This window comes from Halomonas bluephagenesis (assembly GCF_054790765.1).
The window spans coordinates 3,981,223-4,001,697 of the sequence record NZ_CP133631.1 but is presented as its reverse complement, the minus strand read 5'-3'; the positions used below and the strand labels follow the sequence as shown (position 1 = coordinate 4,001,697).

The 20,475-nt window shown below is 50.6% G+C and carries 21 protein-coding genes; 9 read left to right on the top strand and 12 right to left on the bottom strand.

The annotated features are described in order from the left end of the window. Window positions 1-15: 15 nt before the first annotated feature. The 3 genes from tusC to REH51_RS18245 all read right to left on the bottom strand — a co-directional run bounded on the left by tusC (window position 16) and on the right by REH51_RS18245 (window position 1,588). On the bottom strand, window positions 16-381 hold the full coding sequence (gene tusC / locus REH51_RS18255) for a sulfurtransferase complex subunit TusC (RefSeq protein WP_009724391.1): 366 nt from the start codon (window positions 379-381) through the stop codon (window positions 16-18). Between the two features lie 56 nt (window positions 382-437). After that, window positions 438-827 carry a sulfurtransferase complex subunit TusD gene (gene tusD, locus REH51_RS18250; protein ID WP_009724390.1) on the bottom strand — a complete coding sequence of 130 codons (390 nt, stop codon included), beginning with the start codon at window positions 825-827 and terminating at the stop codon, window positions 438-440. 80 nt (window positions 828-907) lie between these two features. Further along, window positions 908-1,588 carry a Bax inhibitor-1/YccA family protein gene (locus tag REH51_RS18245; protein ID WP_009724389.1) on the bottom strand — a complete coding sequence of 227 codons (681 nt, stop codon included), beginning with the start codon at window positions 1,586-1,588 and terminating at the stop codon, window positions 908-910. A gap of 160 nt (window positions 1,589-1,748) precedes the next feature. On the opposite strand from REH51_RS18245, the gene REH51_RS18240 reads away from it, so the two are divergent. Continuing rightward, complete coding sequence (locus tag REH51_RS18240; RefSeq protein WP_009724388.1) at window positions 1,749-2,510, top strand: dienelactone hydrolase family protein; 762 nt, start codon at window positions 1,749-1,751, stop codon at window positions 2,508-2,510. A gap of 55 nt (window positions 2,511-2,565) precedes the next feature. Here the strand turns inward: REH51_RS18240 and REH51_RS18235 are convergent, their stop codons facing one another. From REH51_RS18235 to REH51_RS18220, 4 genes are all read right to left on the bottom strand, one after another. Further along, window positions 2,566-2,730 carry a hypothetical protein gene (locus REH51_RS18235; protein ID WP_009724387.1) on the bottom strand — a complete coding sequence of 55 codons (165 nt, stop codon included), beginning with the start codon at window positions 2,728-2,730 and terminating at the stop codon, window positions 2,566-2,568. Window positions 2,731-2,832: 102 nt separating this feature from the next. After that, entirely contained in the window at window positions 2,833-3,837 is a 1,005-nt protein-coding gene (locus REH51_RS18230) for an aldo/keto reductase (RefSeq protein WP_039869611.1), read from the bottom strand. A 26-nt stretch (window positions 3,838-3,863) separates the two neighbouring features. Then, the gene (locus tag REH51_RS18225; protein WP_050801108.1) at window positions 3,864-4,922 is read right to left on the bottom strand and encodes a hydrolase; all 1,059 of its coding nucleotides are present in this window, start codon (window positions 4,920-4,922) and stop codon (window positions 3,864-3,866) included. Between the two features lie 165 nt (window positions 4,923-5,087). Next, a complete protein-coding gene (locus tag REH51_RS18220) occupies window positions 5,088-5,462 on the bottom strand; it encodes a DUF6746 family protein (RefSeq protein ID WP_009724384.1) in 375 nt (124 codons plus the stop codon). 316 nt (window positions 5,463-5,778) lie between these two features. Here REH51_RS18220 and REH51_RS18215 point away from each other — a divergent pair, with 316 nt between their 5' ends. After that, on the top strand, window positions 5,779-7,188 hold the full coding sequence (locus REH51_RS18215; RefSeq protein ID WP_009724383.1) for a cytochrome ubiquinol oxidase subunit I: 1,410 nt from the start codon (window positions 5,779-5,781) through the stop codon (window positions 7,186-7,188). Then, entirely contained in the window at window positions 7,185-8,183 is a 999-nt protein-coding gene (gene cydB, locus REH51_RS18210) for a cytochrome d ubiquinol oxidase subunit II (RefSeq protein WP_498936510.1), read from the top strand. The genes REH51_RS18215 and cydB overlap by 4 nt, the downstream gene beginning before the upstream one ends. 102 nt (window positions 8,184-8,285) lie before the next feature. Here cydB and REH51_RS18205 read toward each other — a convergent pair whose 3' ends face one another. Then, a complete protein-coding gene (locus REH51_RS18205) occupies window positions 8,286-9,455 on the bottom strand; it encodes an alpha-hydroxy acid oxidase (RefSeq protein WP_498936508.1) in 1,170 nt (389 codons plus the stop codon). A gap of 279 nt (window positions 9,456-9,734) precedes the next feature. On the opposite strand from REH51_RS18205, the gene REH51_RS18200 reads away from it, so the two are divergent. From REH51_RS18200 to REH51_RS18185, 4 genes are all read left to right on the top strand, one after another. Continuing rightward, entirely contained in the window at window positions 9,735-10,400 is a 666-nt protein-coding gene (locus REH51_RS18200; protein WP_009724380.1) for an ABC transporter ATP-binding protein, read from the top strand. Further along, complete coding sequence (locus tag REH51_RS18195) at window positions 10,397-12,925, top strand: ABC transporter permease (protein ID WP_009724379.1); 2,529 nt, start codon at window positions 10,397-10,399, stop codon at window positions 12,923-12,925. The genes REH51_RS18200 and REH51_RS18195 overlap by 4 nt, the downstream gene beginning before the upstream one ends. After that, window positions 12,922-14,130 carry a lipocalin-like domain-containing protein gene (locus REH51_RS18190; RefSeq protein ID WP_009724378.1) on the top strand — a complete coding sequence of 403 codons (1,209 nt, stop codon included), beginning with the start codon at window positions 12,922-12,924 and terminating at the stop codon, window positions 14,128-14,130. Before REH51_RS18195 ends, REH51_RS18190 begins: the two co-directional genes overlap by 4 nt. A gap of 291 nt (window positions 14,131-14,421) precedes the next feature. After that, window positions 14,422-16,155 (top strand): PilZ domain-containing protein, encoded by a 1,734-nt coding sequence (locus tag REH51_RS18185; protein WP_009724377.1) that lies wholly within the window; start codon window positions 14,422-14,424, stop codon window positions 16,153-16,155. A 30-nt stretch (window positions 16,156-16,185) separates the two neighbouring features. Here REH51_RS18185 and REH51_RS18180 read toward each other — a convergent pair whose 3' ends face one another. After that, on the bottom strand, window positions 16,186-16,491 hold the full coding sequence (locus REH51_RS18180) for a helix-turn-helix domain-containing protein (RefSeq protein ID WP_009724376.1): 306 nt from the start codon (window positions 16,489-16,491) through the stop codon (window positions 16,186-16,188). Next, a complete protein-coding gene (locus REH51_RS18175; protein WP_039869607.1) occupies window positions 16,488-17,834 on the bottom strand; it encodes a type II toxin-antitoxin system HipA family toxin in 1,347 nt (448 codons plus the stop codon). The genes REH51_RS18180 and REH51_RS18175 overlap by 4 nt, the downstream gene beginning before the upstream one ends. Before the next feature lie 147 nt (window positions 17,835-17,981). Between REH51_RS18175 and REH51_RS18170 the strand changes: the two genes are divergently transcribed. Both REH51_RS18170 and REH51_RS18165 read left to right on the top strand, forming a co-directional pair. Then, window positions 17,982-18,329: a hypothetical protein gene (locus REH51_RS18170; protein ID WP_009724374.1), complete on the top strand. Its 348-nt coding sequence runs from the start codon at window positions 17,982-17,984 to the stop codon at window positions 18,327-18,329. Between the two features lie 124 nt (window positions 18,330-18,453). After that, window positions 18,454-19,233 (top strand): transporter substrate-binding domain-containing protein, encoded by a 780-nt coding sequence (locus REH51_RS18165; protein WP_009724373.1) that lies wholly within the window; start codon window positions 18,454-18,456, stop codon window positions 19,231-19,233. A gap of 165 nt (window positions 19,234-19,398) precedes the next feature. Here the strand turns inward: REH51_RS18165 and REH51_RS18160 are convergent, their stop codons facing one another. Continuing rightward, window positions 19,399-19,572, bottom strand: a complete 174-nt coding sequence (locus tag REH51_RS18160) for a YHYH domain-containing protein (protein ID WP_498936506.1) — start codon at window positions 19,570-19,572, stop codon at window positions 19,399-19,401. Window positions 19,573-19,959: 387 nt separating this feature from the next. Beyond that, on the bottom strand, window positions 19,960-20,397 hold the full coding sequence (locus REH51_RS18155) for a LysR substrate-binding domain-containing protein (protein ID WP_009724372.1): 438 nt from the start codon (window positions 20,395-20,397) through the stop codon (window positions 19,960-19,962). Window positions 20,398-20,475: the final 78 nt, after the last annotated feature.

Genomic DNA, 20,475 nt, shown 5'->3' with positions numbered 1-20,475 from the left:
GTGTTGGCTACTCTGCTAAAAATTGAGTACATAAGTGTAACGCTGAAATAGGTCTGGCATTTCTGAAGTCGGTACTAAGGTAACTCCCTCAACCAACTGGTCAGCGGTTATATTGAAGGCTTGTAGAGTCTCAGTAGGGATTAATATGTTTTCTATATCGTACATTTCTAACATATCAATCGTCGGCAGCGTTGCTTTTTGACCAGGTGCACCAACCCGCTGTTCCTTGAGTAGCGCGAACACACCCTGCCCTAAAAACAGAAGACTAACCGCTTGCCCAAAGGCCGCAGCCACTAGCGCTACATCCAAGCCTTCCCGCAACTCACTTGAGCTATAGGGTGCATGTCGTATAACAACGAGTCGCTCATTTGCTTCAGCCATCTCTCAGTTCCACCTATAGGCCCTGTCGACCAGTTCGTCTATGCCCTGCCACAGTGCTAAGCAAACGTAATCAATCGATCACAGCGCTGCTGTAGCTCAAGCAGTTGCCCTAGCCCAGTTAATTCAAAGGGTGCTGCAAGGTTGAAATTCACTCGCCCGTGCCGCTTTGCTTCTGCCTCACTCATCACGCCACGGCGTAACGCTGCCGCTATGCATACATCCAATGCCACACCGTGTTGACGATGCAGTTCAACCCAGGCTTCCCGCATATTGAGCTCATCCTGGGGAGGAGCCATCAGTTGGGAGGCATTATGGACGCCATCCTGATAGAAAAAAACGCCCTTGATGTGATGCCCTTTATCTAGCACTGCTTGGGCAAATCGCAGCGCGGAATGAGGGGCTGCACTACTATACGGTGCCCCCATGACCAATAAGCCATACTCCATCGGGTTATCTCGACACAGTCCGCCCTAAAAAAAACAGACCCTAGCAAGTAGGGTCTGTCGCGATAATACTACGGGGATGATCAGTCGTTGCTCATAATACCTAGTATCGAGAGAAGACTGATGAACAGATTATAGATGGAAACATAAAGCGTAACGGTTGCTAGGATATAGTTAGTCTCTCCCGCCCGGTGAACAATTTCACTGGTTTGGTAGAGGATTGCGGCTGATGCAAACAGTACAAAGCCAGCGGAAACCATCAAAGAAAGCGCAGGGATGTTGAAGATCAGCCCGGCTACCATGGCCAATATCAGCACGATGGCGCCCGCCATTAGGAAATTACCTAAAAAGCTGAAGTCTTTCTTAGTGGTTAATGCAACCGCAGAAAGGCCTATGAACGTCAGACCAGTCATTGCCAATGCATTCATTATCAACGCGCCGCCGTTAGGCAACGTTAGATAAGCGGAAATGATGGGGCCGAGGGTGAAGCCCATAAATCCAGTGAATGCGAAAGTAGCCAGCAAGCCAGCGGCTGAATTGGCCGTCTTGTGTACCAGGAACATTAGCCCATACGCACCGATAAAGAACACAAAGATGTTCATTTGTTGGATGCCCATTGCTACGGAGGCACCAGCGGTGACTGCAGAGAATAGCAATGTCATGGCCAATAGCGCGTAGGTGTTGCGTAGCACTTTGTTGGCGCTAACACTACTTACTTCGCTGCGCGTTTGCGCTCTCGCCGTGTTCGAATCGTTAAAAGCCATTTATCTATGCTCCCTAATGGTAATACTAACAACGGACAAGGATGCCGTTACCAAGTTCCAGACGCAAGTATTTGTCTTCCACGCAAACAACTGCGTTTTGGGGCTCTCTCTCCTCCAGCGTTGACTATGCTTAACATTCCACACCGTTTTGGACATAGAAATGCTCAATAAAATTCCCCTAACCGTCGCCACATTTGGCGTTATTGCCCTCACCTCTTCTGCTTACGGCTTCACTGCGGGTGGTGAAGACATTCGTTACGAAGTAGATGGTGAAGCCTACGAAGGCTACTTTATATCCGCTGGCGACAATACAAAAGGCAGCGTGCTAATCATTCACGACTGGGATGGTATTGACGACTATGAGCGCCAACGTGCCGATATGTTAGCGGCTGAAGGCTATGATGCGTTTGCCGTTGATTTATTCGGTGCAGGCAACCGACCTCAGGCAATAGAAGCTAAACAAGCGGCAACACGCGCACTTTACGAAGATCGTGAACGAATGCGCCATTTAACGCTGGCAGGCCTGGATCAAGCAAGGAAAGAGGGTGCGGCTTTGCAAACCGTTATAATGGGCTACTGCTTTGGTGGTGCAGTGGCATTAGAGATAGCCCGTTCAGGAGAAGCTAATAATATCGCAGCGTATACCAGCTTCCATGGTGGGCTAGGTACTCCCGAGGGCCAAGCGTACACCAGCGCGACACCGCCCATTTATATCGCCCATGGTGGTGCTGATACGTCGGTTAGCTTAGAAGATGTCGCAACACTGGCAACAGAGTTGGAACAAGCCAACATTACCTACGAGGTAGGCATTTATTCTGGAGCACCTCACGCATTTAGTGTATTTGGCAGTGATCGTTACCATGAGCGAGCAGACAAGCGCTCTTGGGAAACATTCAAGCAGTGGCTAAATGAGATGTTGTAAAACGTTTATAAAAGCAGCGGCGATGGGCAAATAGCTGTCCATTGCCGCTTTTTTTCTACGCCGGCGAAATGTTATCGTCGTCTTCTTCCTTATGAGGCAAATGCTGCGTTGTCCCTGTCTGACGTGCATCCTGAGCGTTGTAGAGTCGTGCATCAATCACGTTCAGCACCGCCAGCTGTGCAAATAGCACTGCGAAACAGATAATAAGACCTTTCAACATGGCAGTGCTCCTTAGTGGGCTAACAACATCGTCGTTGGTAGCGAATAATAGCTCTGGGCGGAAAGAAAGCAACGGGGTTTGGTAAATAATTTATCTACCTTATTAGCCCGCAAATTCTTCGGTATCAATATCGGCTTGTTGCGCATCACTGTAACGAGCGCCGGCAACTTGATCCGGTAGCATCATGCCATTGAGCTGAGTCACCGTTGCAGCATCCAACACGACCGTTTCAGCGAGTAAATTCTCACGTACATGCGCCACTGAGCAGGAGCCAGGAATAGGAATGATATGACGCCCCTGAGCTTTTAACCATGCCAGCGCCAGCTGTGCGGGTGTTATCTCGAGACGGGTAGCTAACGCCTTAAAATCTGACAACAAATAAAGGTTATGAGGTAGGTTGTCTTTGCTAAACCTGGGCATTCCAGCTCGCATGTCGCCAGATGCAAATAGTGTATTTTCTTCTACTGAACCCGCCAAAAAGCCACGCCCTAGAGGGCTAAACGCCACCAAGGCTATATCGAGTTCCACGCATACATTCTTTAAAGCAATGTCGGGATTGCGTGTCCAAAGTGAGTACTCTGACTGCACTGCGTCCACAGGATATTCCGCGTTGCCTTTGCGAAGTGTCTCCGCCGATATCTCAGATAAACCAACCGCGCCAATTTTGCCTTCTTCCACAAGTCGGCCAAGCGCCCCGACACTCTCTTCAATAGGAACACTGCGATCTAGGCGATGCAGGTAGTAAATATCCAAATAGTCCGTTTTCAGTCGTTTCAGGCTCTCCTCGCATTGGTGGCGCAACGTTTCAGGGCGACCATCGATCACGCGCTTGCCCGTTTCAGCATCCAATGCCATTCCACACTTACTGGCGAGCAACAGTTGATGTCTTTTAGTCTTCAAGGCGAGCCCCAACAGCCGCTCATTTGCCGTTCCACCATAAAGAGTCGCCGTATCGAAATGGCGATATCCCATTTCGAATGCCTCTTCCAGTACCTGAAACGCCTCTGTCTCTGGCACATGCTGTCCATAGCCGTGGGATAGATTCATGCATCCCAACCCAACACGAGGAGACGAAACACCGTTTAAGCGGTCGAAGAACGCAGACATAGCAACCTCTGAGTGATTGACGTTAATTAGGATAGTAGTACTTCGGCGTTATCCGACACATTCAGATTAGGAACCTGCGACTGCAACCAGTCAGGCAATCGGTGCTCAAGATAATACCGCGGTCGCCAAAGAGAACCTGCGATAAAGCCCACATGGCCACCCGAGGCATGAAGTTCCAGGGTGACACAGCTTGGCAGGGTTTCAGCGAGAGGAACGCTCTGCGGATAGATAAAAGGGTCATCTTGCGCATGCACAATGAGCGTTGGAACACGAAGGTACTCTACAAAGAAAGCACTGCTGCAGCGGCGGTAATAGTCATCGGCACTTTCAAAGCCATGCAATGGCGCAGTAACACGCCCATCGAAGTCCCAAAACGTCTTCATACCTTCCAGCGTTTCAAGCGCCGCCAAACGCGCCAATTCCTCACGACGCCCTTGGCGTAAGAACGCACGCTGTTTACGCTCAACATACTGACGCAGATCGCGTAGAAAACGTGCCTGGTAAATTTTGGAAAAGCCTTTGCTTATTCGGTCCGCGCAGTGGTCTAGCCGAAAGGGTACTGATACCGCTACAGCCGCCCTCAACGGAGTATTGCTGCCCTGCTCGCCCAAGTACTTGAGCAACACATTGCCGCCCAGTGAGTAGCCAACCGCGGTAAACAGTTTGGTTGGATAACGTGATGCCAGTTGATTAACCACATCAGCCAAGTCCTCACTCGCCCCAGAGTGATATCCCCTGGCGCGATGGTTTGGCTCACCAGAACAGCCACGCCAATTCACGGCCACGCTCTGCCAGCCACGCGCCGCTAACGCTTGCTGTTGCCCCAGAATATACAGTGAAGAAGAGCTGCCGGTTAAGCCATGAAGCAGTAGCACGCAATGTGCCGACGCCTCCTCAGGCCCATACCAATCCACATCGATAAAATCACCATCTTGGAGCATCATCCTCTCTCGCTGACGATGTAATCGAGGCGGCGTCCGCAATAGTGGGCTATAAAGCGTCTGCAAATGTCCGCCAGGCAACCAGCGCGAAGATCGAAATCGAGGCAGATGTGAAGACGGTAGTGAAGACGGAAGTGAAGACATAGAGGAAAAGTGCCAGCATAAAAACAGTCGTTTAGCTTAGCAAAATTTGTCAGCAGATTGGCTTGTGGCAAAAATACAGACTTGGGGTGGCACCGGCCCGCCTAAAGCAGACGAGCCTTATTTGCGTCGTTAGCAGTGCTTTTTTCAGGTGCTTGCTCAAGGGCTTTATTCTGTTAGCAGTGAAGACGCTTCCAAATAACGTTCACCATTGCTTGCTACGCGCTCTTGATCCAGCGTTTCCGAACCTAGGTGTACCTCTTCCAGTAAGACAGCCATTGCATCTACTTCTTCATCAACTTTCTGCAATGCGTTTTCCAGCGTGTAGGTGAGCATGTGGATCTCGCCCATTTGTGTATCCGTGATCTCATCCTGCGAAAGTAATTCAGCTAGCTGCTGATTCCCTTCAGTTAAATTTTCAATCGCTTGTTCCAAGGTGTCGGAAGATTGCCCTTCAAAGTGATCAGGCCGCTCATTGTCGCTAGCAACCACAAGTCCACTGCTTAGCAGGCCCGCTAGTAAGAGTGAAGCAGTTCGTTTCATCGAAAGTTCCTTTTTAAACGTTAGCGAATTTATCAATCTTTCAGCCTTCGCTAGATTGCGCCAGCAAATCTAGTGTCAGTAAATTTAGCACCCTCAAATCTAAAATAGAAGCATAAGCGTATAGAAATGAGAATATTTACTAACAAGGAGATGCGACAATACGTCATGCGTCATTGGGTACTTTCAACTTACGTCGCAGAGTGGTTTCAACTACTATTAATAATTAAAGAAATATAACCATAGCCATTAAGAATATAGCTCCTGCGACAACTACTGATTTTCAATATTTTCATGTAACACGATCTAGGAGGTCGCCATGGAATTAGATCCCCTGTTGCTTTCAAGGCTGCAGTTCGCCTTTGTTGTTTCTTTTCATGCCATTTTCCCGGTGTTCACTATCGGCCTAGCTTCCTACATTGCGCTGCTGCATGGCCTGTTTTACAAGACAGAAAACCCCGCTTGGGATCGCTTGGCGCTTTTCTGGACAAAAGTGTTTGCGGTCGTGTTTGGCATGGGTGTGGTATCGGGCATTGTTATGTCGTTTCAGTTTGGTACCAACTGGAGCAACTTTGCCTACGCGACGTCTAACTTCTTAGGCCCTGTCCTCAGCTATGAGGTAGTAACAGCCTTTTTCTTAGAAGCTGCATTTCTGGGTGTACTGTTATTTGGCCGCAATAAAGTACCTGAAGGTGTGCATTTATTTGCTGCCATAATGGTTGCCGTAGGCACGTTCATATCTTCTTTCTGGATACTTTCTGCTAACAGCTGGATGCAAACCCCGGCAGGTTATGAGCTGATCGACGGCCGGTTCCATATCACCTCTTGGATGGAAGCGCTTTTTAATCCCTCCTTCTGGTACCGCTTCGTTCACATGGGCATGGCTTCTTTCCTCACCGGTGGATTTGTCGTTGCGGGGGTTAGCGCCTGGTTCTTGCTGCGCAAGCGTGATGTTGAAGCCAACAAAAAAGCGCTGTCCATGTGCTTATGGTTACTGCTGATTTTAGCGCCTGCACAAGCGGTAGTCGGGGATTTTCACGGTTTGAACACCCTGGAACACCAGCCGACTAAAGTAGCAGCGATGGAAGGTAACTGGGAAACGCAAACCAACGTGCCACTTCTGCTCTTTGCTATTCCCGATAAAGAATCTCAGACCAACCATTTTGAAATCGGCATTCCTAACCTTGCCAGCTTAATCCTGACGCACCATGTAGATGGCGAAGTTCCTGGGCTTAACGCAGTGCCAATAGAAGAGCAGCCTCCGGTCATTATTGTATTTTGGGCATTCCGCGTCATGGTAGGCATTGGCTTACTGATGATCGCTGTTGCTCTGACTGGGTTATTTCTGCGTCGCAAGGGGCGTGTCTATGAAAACCCGCTTTTCTTAAAAACGCTTACCGTCATGATTGTATCGCCTTTCCTGGCGGTTCTGGGTGGTTGGATTGTTACCGAATCAGGACGTGCGCCTTGGTTGGTGTATGGCGTCATGACCCATGCCGAAGGGCTAACACCTTCACTTACAGGCGGTATGGCGCTGTTTACCTTGATTGGCTATATCGCTGTCTACAGCGTGGTGTTTTTAACCGGTATTTATTATCTAACTCGAGTGGTACGCAACGGCATGAAGGAATTACCCGCGGAGGTTGAAGGTGAAGTTCAACGTCCAAAGCGCCCCCTTTCCGCGGCACAAACTCCCTTTGATGACGATCTGGAAGGAGCAAACCCATGAGTATTGATCTCTCGCTAGTCTGGGCCGTCATAATCGGCTTTGGCGTTATCATGTACGTTTTAATGGACGGCTTTGATCTAGGGCTGGGTATTTTGTTTCCCTTTGCGCCCGATGAAGAGTCCCGAGATGTGATGATGAACTCTGTTGCCCCCGTGTGGGATGGCAACGAAACATGGCTGGTATTAGGCGGTGCAGGCCTGCTAGGAGCTTTCCCGCTAGTCTATTCCGTGTTTTTGCCCGCTCTTTACATCGGTGTTTTCCTGATGTTGGCTGGCTTGATTTTTCGCGGCATCTCGTTTGAGTTTCGTTTCAAGTCTAAGAAAACCCGCCGTTGGTGGAATCGTGCGTTCTGTTGGGGTTCCGCTATTGCTGCCTTCGCTCAAGGTGCCGTGGTGGGTGCCTATATTCAGGGGTTCGCTGTCGAAGACTTTCGTTATGTGGGCGGTGCGTTTGATTGGCTAACACCCTTCACGGTAATCACTGGTCTCGGACTGATGGCAGGCTACGCACTGCTTGGCTCTACTTGGTTGATTTTGAAATCAGAGGGCCATGTACAGCAGTGGGCCTATCGCATAACACCAAAATTGCTCTTAGCTGTGTTGGTGGTTTTCGGCATTGTCAGCCTTTGGACACCGATCATCAGCCCTGAAGTAATGGAACGCTGGCTAAACAATATACACATTATTGGTATCTTCCCGCTTCTTGCTTTGGCGTGCGCAGGCATTCTTTATCGGTCGGTAAAGCGCCAGCAGGAAGGTTTACCGTTTATCGCAACGCTGGGCCTATTCATCTTTACCTACCTAGGCCTAATCGCCAGCAAGTGGCCGGTTATCGTACCGCCTAACTATACAATTTGGGACGCCGCTTCTGCACCGGAGTCTCAGTTGTTTTTGCTGATCGGCGTGTTGTTTGTTATTCCTATCGTGTTGGCATACACCGCCTGGACCTACTGGGTGTTCCGTGGAAAGGTAAAAGTGGGCGAAGGGTATCACTGAGGCTTTCCTGTCCAGATGACTGCTTTTCACAAGAAAAAAGGGTGCCACTTGGGCACCCTTTTTTAATACATTGAATATAAAGTAGGCCTAAACAAATGAGGCCTAAAGTTTGACAGTGGGATCAGCAAAGCCATTTGGCACATAAAGGTTATGAGGCCCTAATCGGCTAACGTCTGTTTCGCCACATAGCGCCATGGTGGTATCAAGCTCTTTATGAATAATCTGTAGCGCCCTGGTTACCCCCTCTTCACCGGCAGCCCCTAAACCATAGGTGAAGGCACGCCCAATGTAGGTTCCCTTAGCACCCAACGCCAGCGCTTTCAGTACGTCCTGGCCCGAACGAATACCAGAGTCGAGATGCACTTCTATCTCATCACCTACTTCATCCATAATGCTTGTCAGCATCCGAATTGAACTCATTGCACCATCTAGCTGACGACCACCATGATTAGAAACAATAATGGCATCCGCGCCTATTTCCACGGCACAGCGCGCATCCTCAGGGGTCATAATACCTTTCACAATCAGCTTGCCGCCCCACCACTCTTTAAATTGAGCAATACGTTTCCAGTCCAGCGATACATCAAACGCCTCAGCTGTCCATGCTGACAATGAAGAAGGGTCGGTAACCCCCCTGGCATGCCCCACAATGTTGCCAAATGATCGACGTTTGGTTTTCAGCATTTCCAAACCCCAAGGAATTTTCGTCGCCATATTGGCAATCGATTTGGCGGTCAATTTAGGCGGCGCTGAGAGCCCGTTTTTAAGATCTTTGTGGCGCTGCCCCAACACTTGCAAATCGACAGTGACCACAACAGCAGAACAATTGGCCGCCTTGGCACGCTCAAACAAGCGGCGCATAAAATCATCGTCTTTTAAGGTATACACCTGGAACCAGAACGGTTGCGTAGTGTGTTCCGCGACATCTTCAATCGAGCAAATCGACATGGTTGAAAGCGTGAACGGCACACCAAATTTTTCAGCCGCCCGCGCTGCTTTAATTTCACCATCCGCCGATTGCATTCCTGTTAGCCCCACGGGCGCCAGCGCCACTGGCATAGCCACATCTTCGCCAATCATAGAACTTCGCGTAGAGCGCCCTGACATATCAACCGCCACGCGCTGCTTTAAATGAATATGCTGGAAGTCGCTGGTATTTTCGCGGAAGGTTTGCTCTGTCCAACTGCCCGACTCAGCGTAGTCATAGAACATTTTTGGCGTACGGCGGACGTAATGGCGACGAAGGTCTTCGATGTTGGTATAGATCGGCATAGCGCATCCTCAATAGATATTGTTCTCATTAACATCTATAGCTGACAACTTCTATGTTGTTCTTCAATACGGCACAAGTAAATGTGCTTCACCGCTCTTTTTAATCAACAAAATATGCGACACCCCCTGATATAGCCGCCAATAGCTATACAAAAAAATAAGCTGTTATAATTTACGTAAAGCTATTCCATACGGTGCTGGGAAAGATGGGAAGCAGTCGTTAGTGACAGTGGTTAAGAGACCATATATAGCAGTAAGCCTCAGCAACGGGAGATACGTATGTTAGCCCTGCAGCAGATAAGTAAAGCGTTCAGCACCCCGCAGGGCGCGCTACACGTGCTCGATGAGATAGACCTTACCCTTGCCCGGGGAGAAAGCCTTGCACTAATGGGCGAGTCGGGCAGCGGCAAATCAACATTGCTACACATTGCTGCCGGATTGGAAGTGCCAGACCAAGGGCGTGTTGTTATCGATGGGCAAATACTTTCATCGCTTAATGAGCCAGCCCGAGCAAAGCTTCGCCGCCAGCAATTAGGGCTTGTCTTTCAACAGTTTCATCTTGTGCCAAGTCTCGACGTTATTGATAACCTCACGCTTCAAGCCAAGCTTGCGCGCAGAGCCGACACTGAATGGAGTGCTTATCTACTTGATCGACTCGGGCTTTCTGGCCGTGAACACCATTACCCTGAGCAATTATCAGGTGGCCAGCAACAGCGCCTGGCGATTGGTCGTGCCTTGGCGGTTCGCCCTACCTTGCTGCTGGCTGACGAACCTACCGGCAACCTTGACGAGCAGAGTGCCGATACGGTGCTGGCACTACTTTTGGACTTGGTCAAAGAGACACAGTGCGCACTGTTGATGGTCACTCATAGCGCACGAGTAGCAGCTCCACTTAATCGTACGTTTCGTCTTCACTTAGGTCGCTTAAAGGAAACGAAGCAATGATCCTGCGGGTGGTACTCACTCTATTGAGCCACTACCGGCGTCACCCTGGTCAACTCGCCATGCTGTTGGTAGGCCTGTGGGTTGCCAGTGCTCTGTGGAGTAGCGTTCAAGCGATTAACGCCACGGCTAAAGAGAGCTATGCTCGTGCCAACGCGCTATTTAGCGTAGAAACCGATCAACTCGCCCGCCGCGATGGCATTGCCCTTGGCATCGATGATTACTTATTACTACGCCAAGCTGGCCTACCTGTATCGCCGTTATTGGAAAGCTCGCTGACGATAGAGAATACACCGGTGACGGTGTTAGGCATCGACCCGCTCACACTCACCTTTTCAGACCTTGCCTCTTCGAATAAAAGCAACAGCGTAGAGGGTAACGGCGGTTCGCTGACTGAGTTTTTATCACCACCTTGGCAAACCCAGCTCGCCCCCGATACGTTGGCAGTCTTTGGCCTTGACCGCCAACAGGCTCCTGGCGCAACTCCCTCTATTGGCGATCAGCGCCTCCCACCGCTGGCACTACGAAATGACCTTCCTCCTAACACGCTGGTGATGGATATTGCCGCTGTCTCGACGCTTTTTGGCGAGCAGGCCACTCTGAGTTTAGTCACCGCGACTGGAGCATTGACTCAGCCGCCGGAGGGTTACCGCCTCACCCGTGCAGCCAGCCTCGCTTCACCGGAACAGCTAACCGATAGCTTTCATCTCAATTTAACGGCGTTAGCATTACTCGCGCTAGTGGTTGGACTGTTTATAGTCCAAGCCGCCTTGGGGCTAGCCATGGAACAGCGCATGGCAACCCTACGCACGCTACGTGCCCTCGGCGTACCAGGCACAACAATCACCCTTGCAATTCTCGTTGAACTTCTGCTCTTTGGTCTGACGGGGGCCGCTTTGGGGCTAATAAGCGGCCTATGGCTGGCTGGCAAACTACTTCCAGATGTAGCCAGCACACTTGCTTCGCTTTACCAAACTGACGTACAACGCTCGCTAGCACTGCCCTGGCATTACTGGCTTGGCAGCGTGGCGATCACCTTAGGTGGCTTACTGTTAGCAGGCAGTGGCGTGCTGTGGCGTGCTACCAAGCTACAAGTCTTAGCCCTTGGGCAGTCTTATGCATGGCGCCACAGCTATCAGCACCAGCTAGTGCGCATGCTGCAAGCTGGCGGATTAGCCGGGTTGTTGACGTTAGGGCTAGCTACTTGGCTGAGTATGCTTCCTGCGGGTAAGGGGCTAATGGTCAGCTTCAGTCTAGTCGCTGCATTACTTTTCAGCTGTGCAGTGTGCCTACCACCGACTCTTAACGCCTTACTGCGTCTGTTGCAACGGCTACTGCGGCGACACCCGCTGGGCCAGTGGTCGGCCGCCGATATGCAACTGCAGCTGCCTCGTTTATCTCTCGCCATGATGGCCCTATTAATTGCCCTAGCGACTAATTTGGGCGTTAGCAGCATGGTAGGTGGATTTCGGCTAACGTTTTTAGATTGGCTAGACCAGCGACTAGCTGCGCCGCTGTACATCAATGCCACCCCATCGACGCTCGCCACTCTCAACGAGTGGCTGATCTCACAGCCAGAGGTGCTGGAAACCTTACCTACCGCACGCGGCAACGCCGAGCTACGGGCTATCAGTTCTCCCACGTCTAACGAACACGTTTCTAACCAAGCAGCCCCGCTCGACACCATTGCTGTTTTTGGTATTAGCACGGTGCCAACGCTGACCTCACAGTGGCCATTACTTGAGACGCTTGATGGAATCCCAAGTGCCTGGGAAGCACTGGGCCGCCAAAGCATTTTTATTAATGAGCAAATGGCGGTGGCCCGAGCGCTTCAACCAGGCGATAGCGTTCTGCTTGAAACATTGCAAGGCGCTGAATGGTATACGGTGGCTGCTATTTACCCTGATTACGGCAACCCACAGCAGCAGCTATTAGTTACTGTTGATACGCTTATACAGCGCTTTGAGGGTGAACTGGCGTCGACAGGCGTCGCATTACGTGATGAGGCCGATACAGATACATTTCGCCAAGCGTTAATTGCGGAATTTGACCTTTCCCCAGGTGCCCTAGTGAACCAACAAGAGGTTAAGAAGGTAGCCACGCAGATTTTTGAACGCACCTTCAGTATCACACGAGCATTGAATGGCCTAACGCTAGGAGTAGCGGCACTCGCACTGCTGGCGACACTACTGGCCCAAGCACAACACCGACAACGGCAACTTGCCACGCTGTGGGCGCTAGGCGTGCCACGTGGCACCCTTTCGCTGCTGCCGCTGGTTCAGTTAGGCGGGCTGGCATTAATCACTGGCCTACTGGCGATTCCCCTTGGTATAGCAATTACTTGGCTGCTGGTAGCCGTCATTAATGTAGCAGCCTTCGGTTGGCGGCTACCGCTTCAGCTATTCCCTCTGGATATTGCGGTCATGCTACTCACCGCCTTTAGCGTTGCCCTTTTTGCTGCCGCTTTTCCCTCCCTGCAGCTTTGGCGAACATCGCCTTGTGCACTGCTTAACGAGGGCACCCAATGAGCTTTCCACGCCGGTTTCAAACACTCGCAGTTTTAACCTTCTGCCTAATGCTAACGGCCTGTGGTGACGCGCCTTCCAACGAAAGCCCACAGCCTCAACCACCGCCACAAGACGGCTTTGCGGGCCTAGGCGCGCATACGGAAGGGTTCGTTCAAGCAGATGCTTCCGTATCGTTGGTGTTTCCAGACGACCACGGGCCTCATCCTAACTACCGCATTGAATGGTGGTATCTCACGGCCAACCTTGAAGATAGCCAAGGTGAACCGCTAGGCCTTCAGTGGACACTGTTCCGACAAGCCCTTATGCCACCACAGAAACGCCCGCCCCCTGAACCCTGGAGCACCGATCAAGTTTGGATGGCTCATCTAGGCATCTCTCAGCACGCAACGCACGTTGCCGCCGAACGCTTTGCCCGCAGCCATAGTGCTCAGCAGTATTCTCAACAGCGTTCTCAACAGCGATTTCAACAACAAGATCAGCAACAGGGACAAGCAGGCGTGGTGGCAGCTCCTTTTCATGCGTGGATTGACGACTGGTCTTTCAGAAGCCCGCCAGACGCCAACTTTGAAAGCTTTACTTTAAGGGCTTACAGCGGTGAGGCCGACGCGCGGATTGGCTACGACCTCACTCTTCGCGCAGAAGGCCCGCTGGTGTGGCACGGTGAAAACGGTTTTAACGCCAAAACTATTCAAGGCCAAGGGTCTCACTACTACAGCCAGCCGTTTTTACGTATTGAGGGAAGCGTGACGCTCAATGGTGAATCCCGTGCAGTGCAAGGCAGCGGTTGGCTAGATCGGGAGTGGAGCAGCCAGTTACTAACCGCCGAACAAACGGGCTGGGATTGGTTTTCATTGCACTTGAATGATGGACGTAAGCTGATGGCTTACCGGTTACGCGGCGGCGGCGAAAACGGTACAGACTACCGCTTTGCCCACTTGTTTAACGCGGATGGTCAAACTGAACTGATAGGCCCAGATAGCGTTGTACTCACACCTCTCGCCACAGAGCGTGTAGCAGAAAGAGACATTCCTACCCGATGGCAGCTTACACTCCAAGACGCCAATCTTGAGCTCATCATAGAAGCACGACACCCCAACCGCTGGATGCCAACTACCGTGCCCTATTGGGAAGGGGATGTGGTGGTACGAAACACGCCAACCCAGGAACAGATCGGCGTGGGCTACTTGGAAATGACAGGGTATTAATCAAGGCCCGACAGCAGCATTGGCAGCCAACTGCTCGCAAGGGGTATCGCGCTATTCAAGAAATTTATCATATAAAAGTGGTAGCGCTGGCGGTTAGCCCCTCAGGCTGCTAGCCTGATCATTAGTAAAATAATCTTATATTCATGATATTTCTAAGCAATTTCACAGCAAAAAAAGATTCGTTTCAGTGATCTCACTGCTAATTAATGTGTAGAGTTTGCACTCATAAGAACTAGAATTAGTGCCTTAACCTGGGCAAATAAAAGCTACTCACATACGCAGGTATTTCAGATGGCCTCCCTCGCCCAGCACCAAAACCCTTCAGCTAATATAATTCGTTCGCTACTGAAGCATACGAATGAGCTGTCCGTTTACTCCAAAGACATGCCCTATGCTTTAACAGCAGAGGTGATAGAGCTAAACCTGAGCACTGGGCATATGGTGCTGGAGATCGAATATCTAGGTTCGGATATTGAGCGCTATTTTTATAATGGCAGCGTCAGCTTCGACCTAGAAGCACTGAAAGGCGCTCACGCCATAGAGCGCGAAACCTATAGCCTCAGCAACGTCGCTGCCAAACTACAGAAGTCGGATAGTACTCACTATCACCTGGAGTGCCAGCTTCCAGAATCGGTATTTGTCCAAGAAAATAGAGGCGCGGTTCGCATCCCTTTCATCCTTGGCATGCTAGCCCGTGTCAGCCTGGAAGTTTACTCAAATAATCTTAATGTGTCGGGTCGATTGCGTAACTTATCGATCGGTGGCTGTATGGTCGATATCGACCTGGCGGACAGCATAGCAATCGGGGTCAACCAGAAGATCCCCGGGGTGACTCTCGAATTTCCTAATGGAGAGAGTTTTTTTGCCGAGGGTAAAATCTGTCATATGCGCCCTTTTGGTAATCATGGCTATGCGGCGGTGGGCATTCAGTTTATTAACTTGTCGACGTCACAAGCCGAGACCTTATTTCAATTCGTTAATGAGTCCGAGAGAGAAGCTGCCTACCGCACAGGATCCAACGATAAGCTGACGTATCACTCTTCCCTTTTCATTCCTGGCCTAAAAGAGAAGAAAATTTTGCAGCGAGAAGCACAAGAGCGTGAAAAGCAAGGCCGCCAACCGCCGATGGAACGCGGAGTGATGGATGTCGCCCATCAGCTTCAAGTAGCGGTGATGTATATGAAAAACCGTGACTTGTTCCCTAGCGAGATTTTATACGATTGCGTCGATACGCTTCGCTATCTTGTCGAACAAGATCGCAAAGCGTTTCTGTATGCCCTGGCGTTCCTTAGAGAAGAACCAGACTGGGTCAGGCATGCTGTTCAGGTTGCAGGCCTGCTGGCCGACTTGCTCCTCTCTCGCGACCCGCACGACCCACAAGTGCGTGAAGCAATGCTGGGTGCCTTGCTACATACCGTTGGCAAGCCGCTGCTAATAAGCGAAAAATTGCCTTCACTCAAGGTAAATATGAACCCGGACCAGAAGTTAATTCTCAGCGGTCATGTGTCAGCTCTGCGCGAGAAGCTAAAAAAATTAGCCTGGGAGCCAAGCCCTATCTGCCGCGATGTCATTGAGAATGCTAATGAACGCCTAGATGGCTCTGGCTATCCAGCATCGAAGCAGGGTAATCAACTATCGAAGCTAATTCGGCTGATATCGGTCATCAAAGTAGTCAACAAGCTCTTACATTCGCGTAATGGCGAACCCGCGCACTCGCCACTTGATGCCTACCGCATTGTCAGTAACGCAGACGCGGCCTATGACAAGACAGTGTTAGTCGAGTACATCCAAGTGTACGGCCTTTATCCGATTGGCTGCTTGGCTAAATATTCGGGCAGCTTTCTTGCCTGGGTCATGGATGTCGACGCCAAAGGCATGCCAAATCAGGTTCACATCGTTAAAAACCTGCGTTTCCCAGAGACCAACATCAGTAGTGTTATCTCCCAAAGCGATATATCCCAGATTGGCAAGCTAGAAGGCATCGTCAATCCCTTTGATTACGGGGTGAAGGTAATCAAAATTTAACGGTACTGATCCATCCACCTTCGACGCGAGTTACTCGGTAAATGTCAGTATCTGTTCCAACAGAGCACGCTTACGCGGCAACAAACTCACTTCTAACCCTAGCGGCCGGAAAACGCGGTTCTTAACCTCTAGGGTGACATTATTTTTATCGCCTTCCAGATCCGACAAAGTTCGTCGACTAATGCCAACCAAGGCGGCATAACGAGTCTGGTTCAAACCCAGCACATCGCGGCGTAGCGCGCGCAATAGCGCTCCGTCGGTGATCTCCCCCGCATAGAAACGTTTCAGCAGAGCTACCAGGGCTTCTTCGCGATCATCAGAATAGCCTCGCTTCATAGCAACCCCCAACGTTTGAGTCGAGTATTGATAGTGCGTAGGCCTACTGCAGGCATATCAAGGATTCGGGGAGGAACCCCACGGTCAGCCAGACGTTCATCTACGCCCTTTAGTTTCAATGCAAGCGCACGAAGCTCCTCTATCACTCGCTCTGGCTCAACGATGTCTGACAGTGTGTCGGCAATCGCTAGCCAATCGTACTCCCCGCCCACTTCTAGGGGCGTTCCCCATTGCGTTGTTCGTGTCACCCCCTCGGGGTCAGCCTTCATAGGCGCAAAGTCATACACGGGGGCAAATCCAATGCCTTCGGGGCGCTTCAATAATGCCGTATTCCGGCCATGATTATCAGAGTTGCCGAAGGCGATATTCAACAAATCACGCTTAATCCATTCCAGAACAAACAAGTCGCTCTCGAACACGGCGCCTTGTTCTTGCACGCGATATTGAGCTCCCAGCAAGCTAATCAGCTGCCGAATTGTGTCACCGTGATGCAGAAAGGTGCCCGGCGCAGCACCTACTAAGGAGTAGACTGACTCCAGGCCATAGCGAACCCAAGTACCGTCGAGGTACTGCATATCAAAACGGGGTAACCACAGGGACGGGTAACGTTCCCCCTCCTCCAGACGCATTCGTTCAGTATCAATCGTGGCGACACCTAGCGATGCAAGCTCCTGATAATAATGATATTCAGCGCGCAAGATATCGCAATCGTCAGCGGAACGTTTACCGCGCGGAAATTTCACCAACATCGGTAGATCAGGTCGGTGGTTTTCATCCTGCCAAGTATCAATCCAAACGTGGTCGTCGTTCGTCATCCTGAGCAGCAATTTTGGCGCTTCACCGCCAGCCCCAGTGGCACCGCCACTAGCCGCCCCCATCTGCTGGGCGTACTCTAGAAAGTCCACCTGACGCTCTACAACGCTTTGCACGGGAAAGCGCCGTTCCTCTAAGGCTTTCTTTGCCGAGAGATCAGGCACTGATTCCTTGATACGTAAGTTACCGACCGGTGCGATAGTGCCACGCGCCAGTAATTCAGCATCCTGACGACCAACTGGCAAATCATGAAGCCCCAGATAATCTACCCAAAAGCGGCGACTAGCTCCCGCCGGCATAATGTCTTCTAAGAAGCCGAACCAGTGTGGCGATTCGTGGGTCAGCATCAACTCGATAGGTAACCGCATACTGCAGGCGCGTAGATCGTCTTGAAATAGCCACTCAACGGCATAGTCAGTCGCATAACGCAGCCGAGACTCCCCACGAGTACCCTGCTCAGGGTTAGGCAACGACAATTCAGCCGCATCATGCCAAGCTTGATCAAAATGAACCTGTATCGTCAATTTCAAGAATCACCTATGCGCAGCAGAGTACTCAAAAATTCTTCTAATGATCATTTATGAGCAGTTTAGCGCACATAATTACCGCAAAAAAGAATTAATGAGCATTATAGCGCACAACTGATTTTCACCACGAGCGCCACATTGGAGCCTAATGTGAATATTACCCACTTAGAACATGTGTTTATCGCGCTGCTTATTCAAATGGCCCTGCTTCCTTTTGCTAACGCCAGAGTCACCGGTGCCATCGCGGTTGCGCTCTTGTTAGGGCGTGAGATTGCACAACATGAATACAGGCTTGGCGTTCAACGTGGTTGGGAATGGGGGGAAACATTACCGGTGGGCATGCTTGAAGGCGTCTGGCGTGGCTGGACGCTGGATTCGGTGTTAGACGTTGCTTTCCCTGCTCTGGCATGCACAGCGGTGGCCATTGCGATCAAGCTCATAAAGCCGAAACGGCTAAATTGCGAAAGCGAAACGTCTAGGAACGATAAAAGCCCCTGATTCATCAGGGGCTTTTCATAATGGGTATTGGGCACATCTATTTAACAAGCACTTTACCTATTACGCGAATCATGCAAAATTAATTAACCAACACCTTATATAAAAACGAAAAAAGGAAAGTACTATGCGCCGTACCCAAGCAGGAATAGCAACTGCGCTTACATCACTGCTGTTTGCCGTTCCGGCCTACTCCGATGACCCGCTTCGCCTCGCTGTTGATGTTCCCTTTGAGCCTTTTGAGTATCGCCTACCCGATGGCACCCTGACAGGCTTTGAAGTGGAACTGGGTGAAGAAGTATGTCGACGTATCGAGCGTGAGTGCGAATGGGTAGAACAAGGCTGGGATGGCATCATCCCCGGCTTATTGGCACGAAAATACGACGCCATCATGTCCTCAATGGCAATCACCGATGCACGACGCGAACAAGTGCTGTTCTCAGAACCCTACTACAGCAACCCTAGTGTATGGGTGACTCAGGAAGGCAACGAGGTCGACATTGAGGATCATGACGCCCTTGAAAGCCTATCAGTAGGCGTTCAGCGTGGCACCATCCGTGATGAGTACATTACCGACACCTATGGCGATCTCGTTGACGTACGGCGCTATGCAACGGGCGAAGATCTCGCAGTGGACATTAGAACAGGTCGCTTAGACGCAGCTTTTATGTATTACCCACTGGCACTGTCATCGCTCGAAGTTAACGCTGAAGGCAGTGGAATTGTCACCAGCTCGCCGCTAATCCGCGAGCCAAAGCACTATTTCGGGCACGGCGTAGCGGCAGCCTTCCACCCTCGTAACGAAGCCCTGGCGGAGCAGTTCAATGAGGCACTGCGAGAGATCAAACAAGACGGTACCTACGACGAGTTAATGAACAAATACGTCGACTACGACATCAAGATCTGAGCCTGCCACTATCTCGCCAACTATAACCCCAGGGATAACGCACTACGATTACCCCTGGGGTTACTGGGTATTGAGGCAACGGTCATCCTCTGGCAGCTGATTTCTTTTTTTGGGGCTTAGGCTTGAGCGGTTAATGCAACGCTTAAAGACGTTACATTTGCTAGCTTAATGGCAGTGGCGAGTGCCTTGCTTGGTATCTCTGTGCCAGCCATTACTGTCTGTACGCCCACCATGTTCGACAACATCCCCGCTATGAAAAACTGTGGCAGCTGATACGCTACCAACACTCAGGAACATGCCTACGCCTACTATCACTAGACCTACCAATACCATTTTCATGATCGATTCTCAGTAATTGCTAGCCAATTGCCAGCCCCATGAGATTAACATTTATGGTGTCTGAACAAAGCTGACTTAAGTCAAAAGCTTATTTAGTAAGCTAGGCCAGATAGCAACAAATACGAAGTTTAATCCCCCCCCTTTTCCGATTGAATCAATGCGGGAATGGCCGTTTGGATGTAGCTTGCCAAGCTGACAACTGCTTCCCATTAGCCCTTGAATGAATCGCCCCCTACTCAGTCAGTAATTGTGAACTTCTCTTTAGAGACGATTCCCATCAACTATTAACAGCAGAAAACAGCCAGAAGCAGTTGTTCGGATGCTCTTGATTTAACGCCACATTCAGTAGCTTGTCCGCTGCCATGTTTTGTTAAATTTCAATTAGGTTCAGAGCCATCGCCTGGCTTCCGTTATTACCGTTTCCATTCTTTTCTGACACCCCCTGTGGCGGCGGCTGCAAAGATATAGCGTCTCACTCACCGGATTGGGAAGTTGGCGAGCTTTAATATGCTCGGGCTTGTGAAATGCCTCAACCGCATGGGCCGGTAATACCGTAAAACCCAGCCCGATGCTGACAGGCTCCAGCATCAGCCCAATTTGGTTCGAGTATCCCTTCTTTGGAAATTGATGACTGTGCTGGAACTCAGGATAATTTTCACCAAGCAACAGGTTAGCGTGGTGACATCCATCAGTGTGGTCAATAAAACTGAGGGCCATCAAAGTCTCCCAATCAGGATCTTTAACGGTCTCAGGGGTCACCAATAACAGTGACTCTGCCGCGACAGACGTACAACTGACCTCGGCCAAGGTAGATTTTGACGTCATGAAGCCAATATCCACAGTGGATTCGGCGATGGCGGTTTCTACGTCGGAATTGGATGCAAGCGGTAATCGATTATGAGC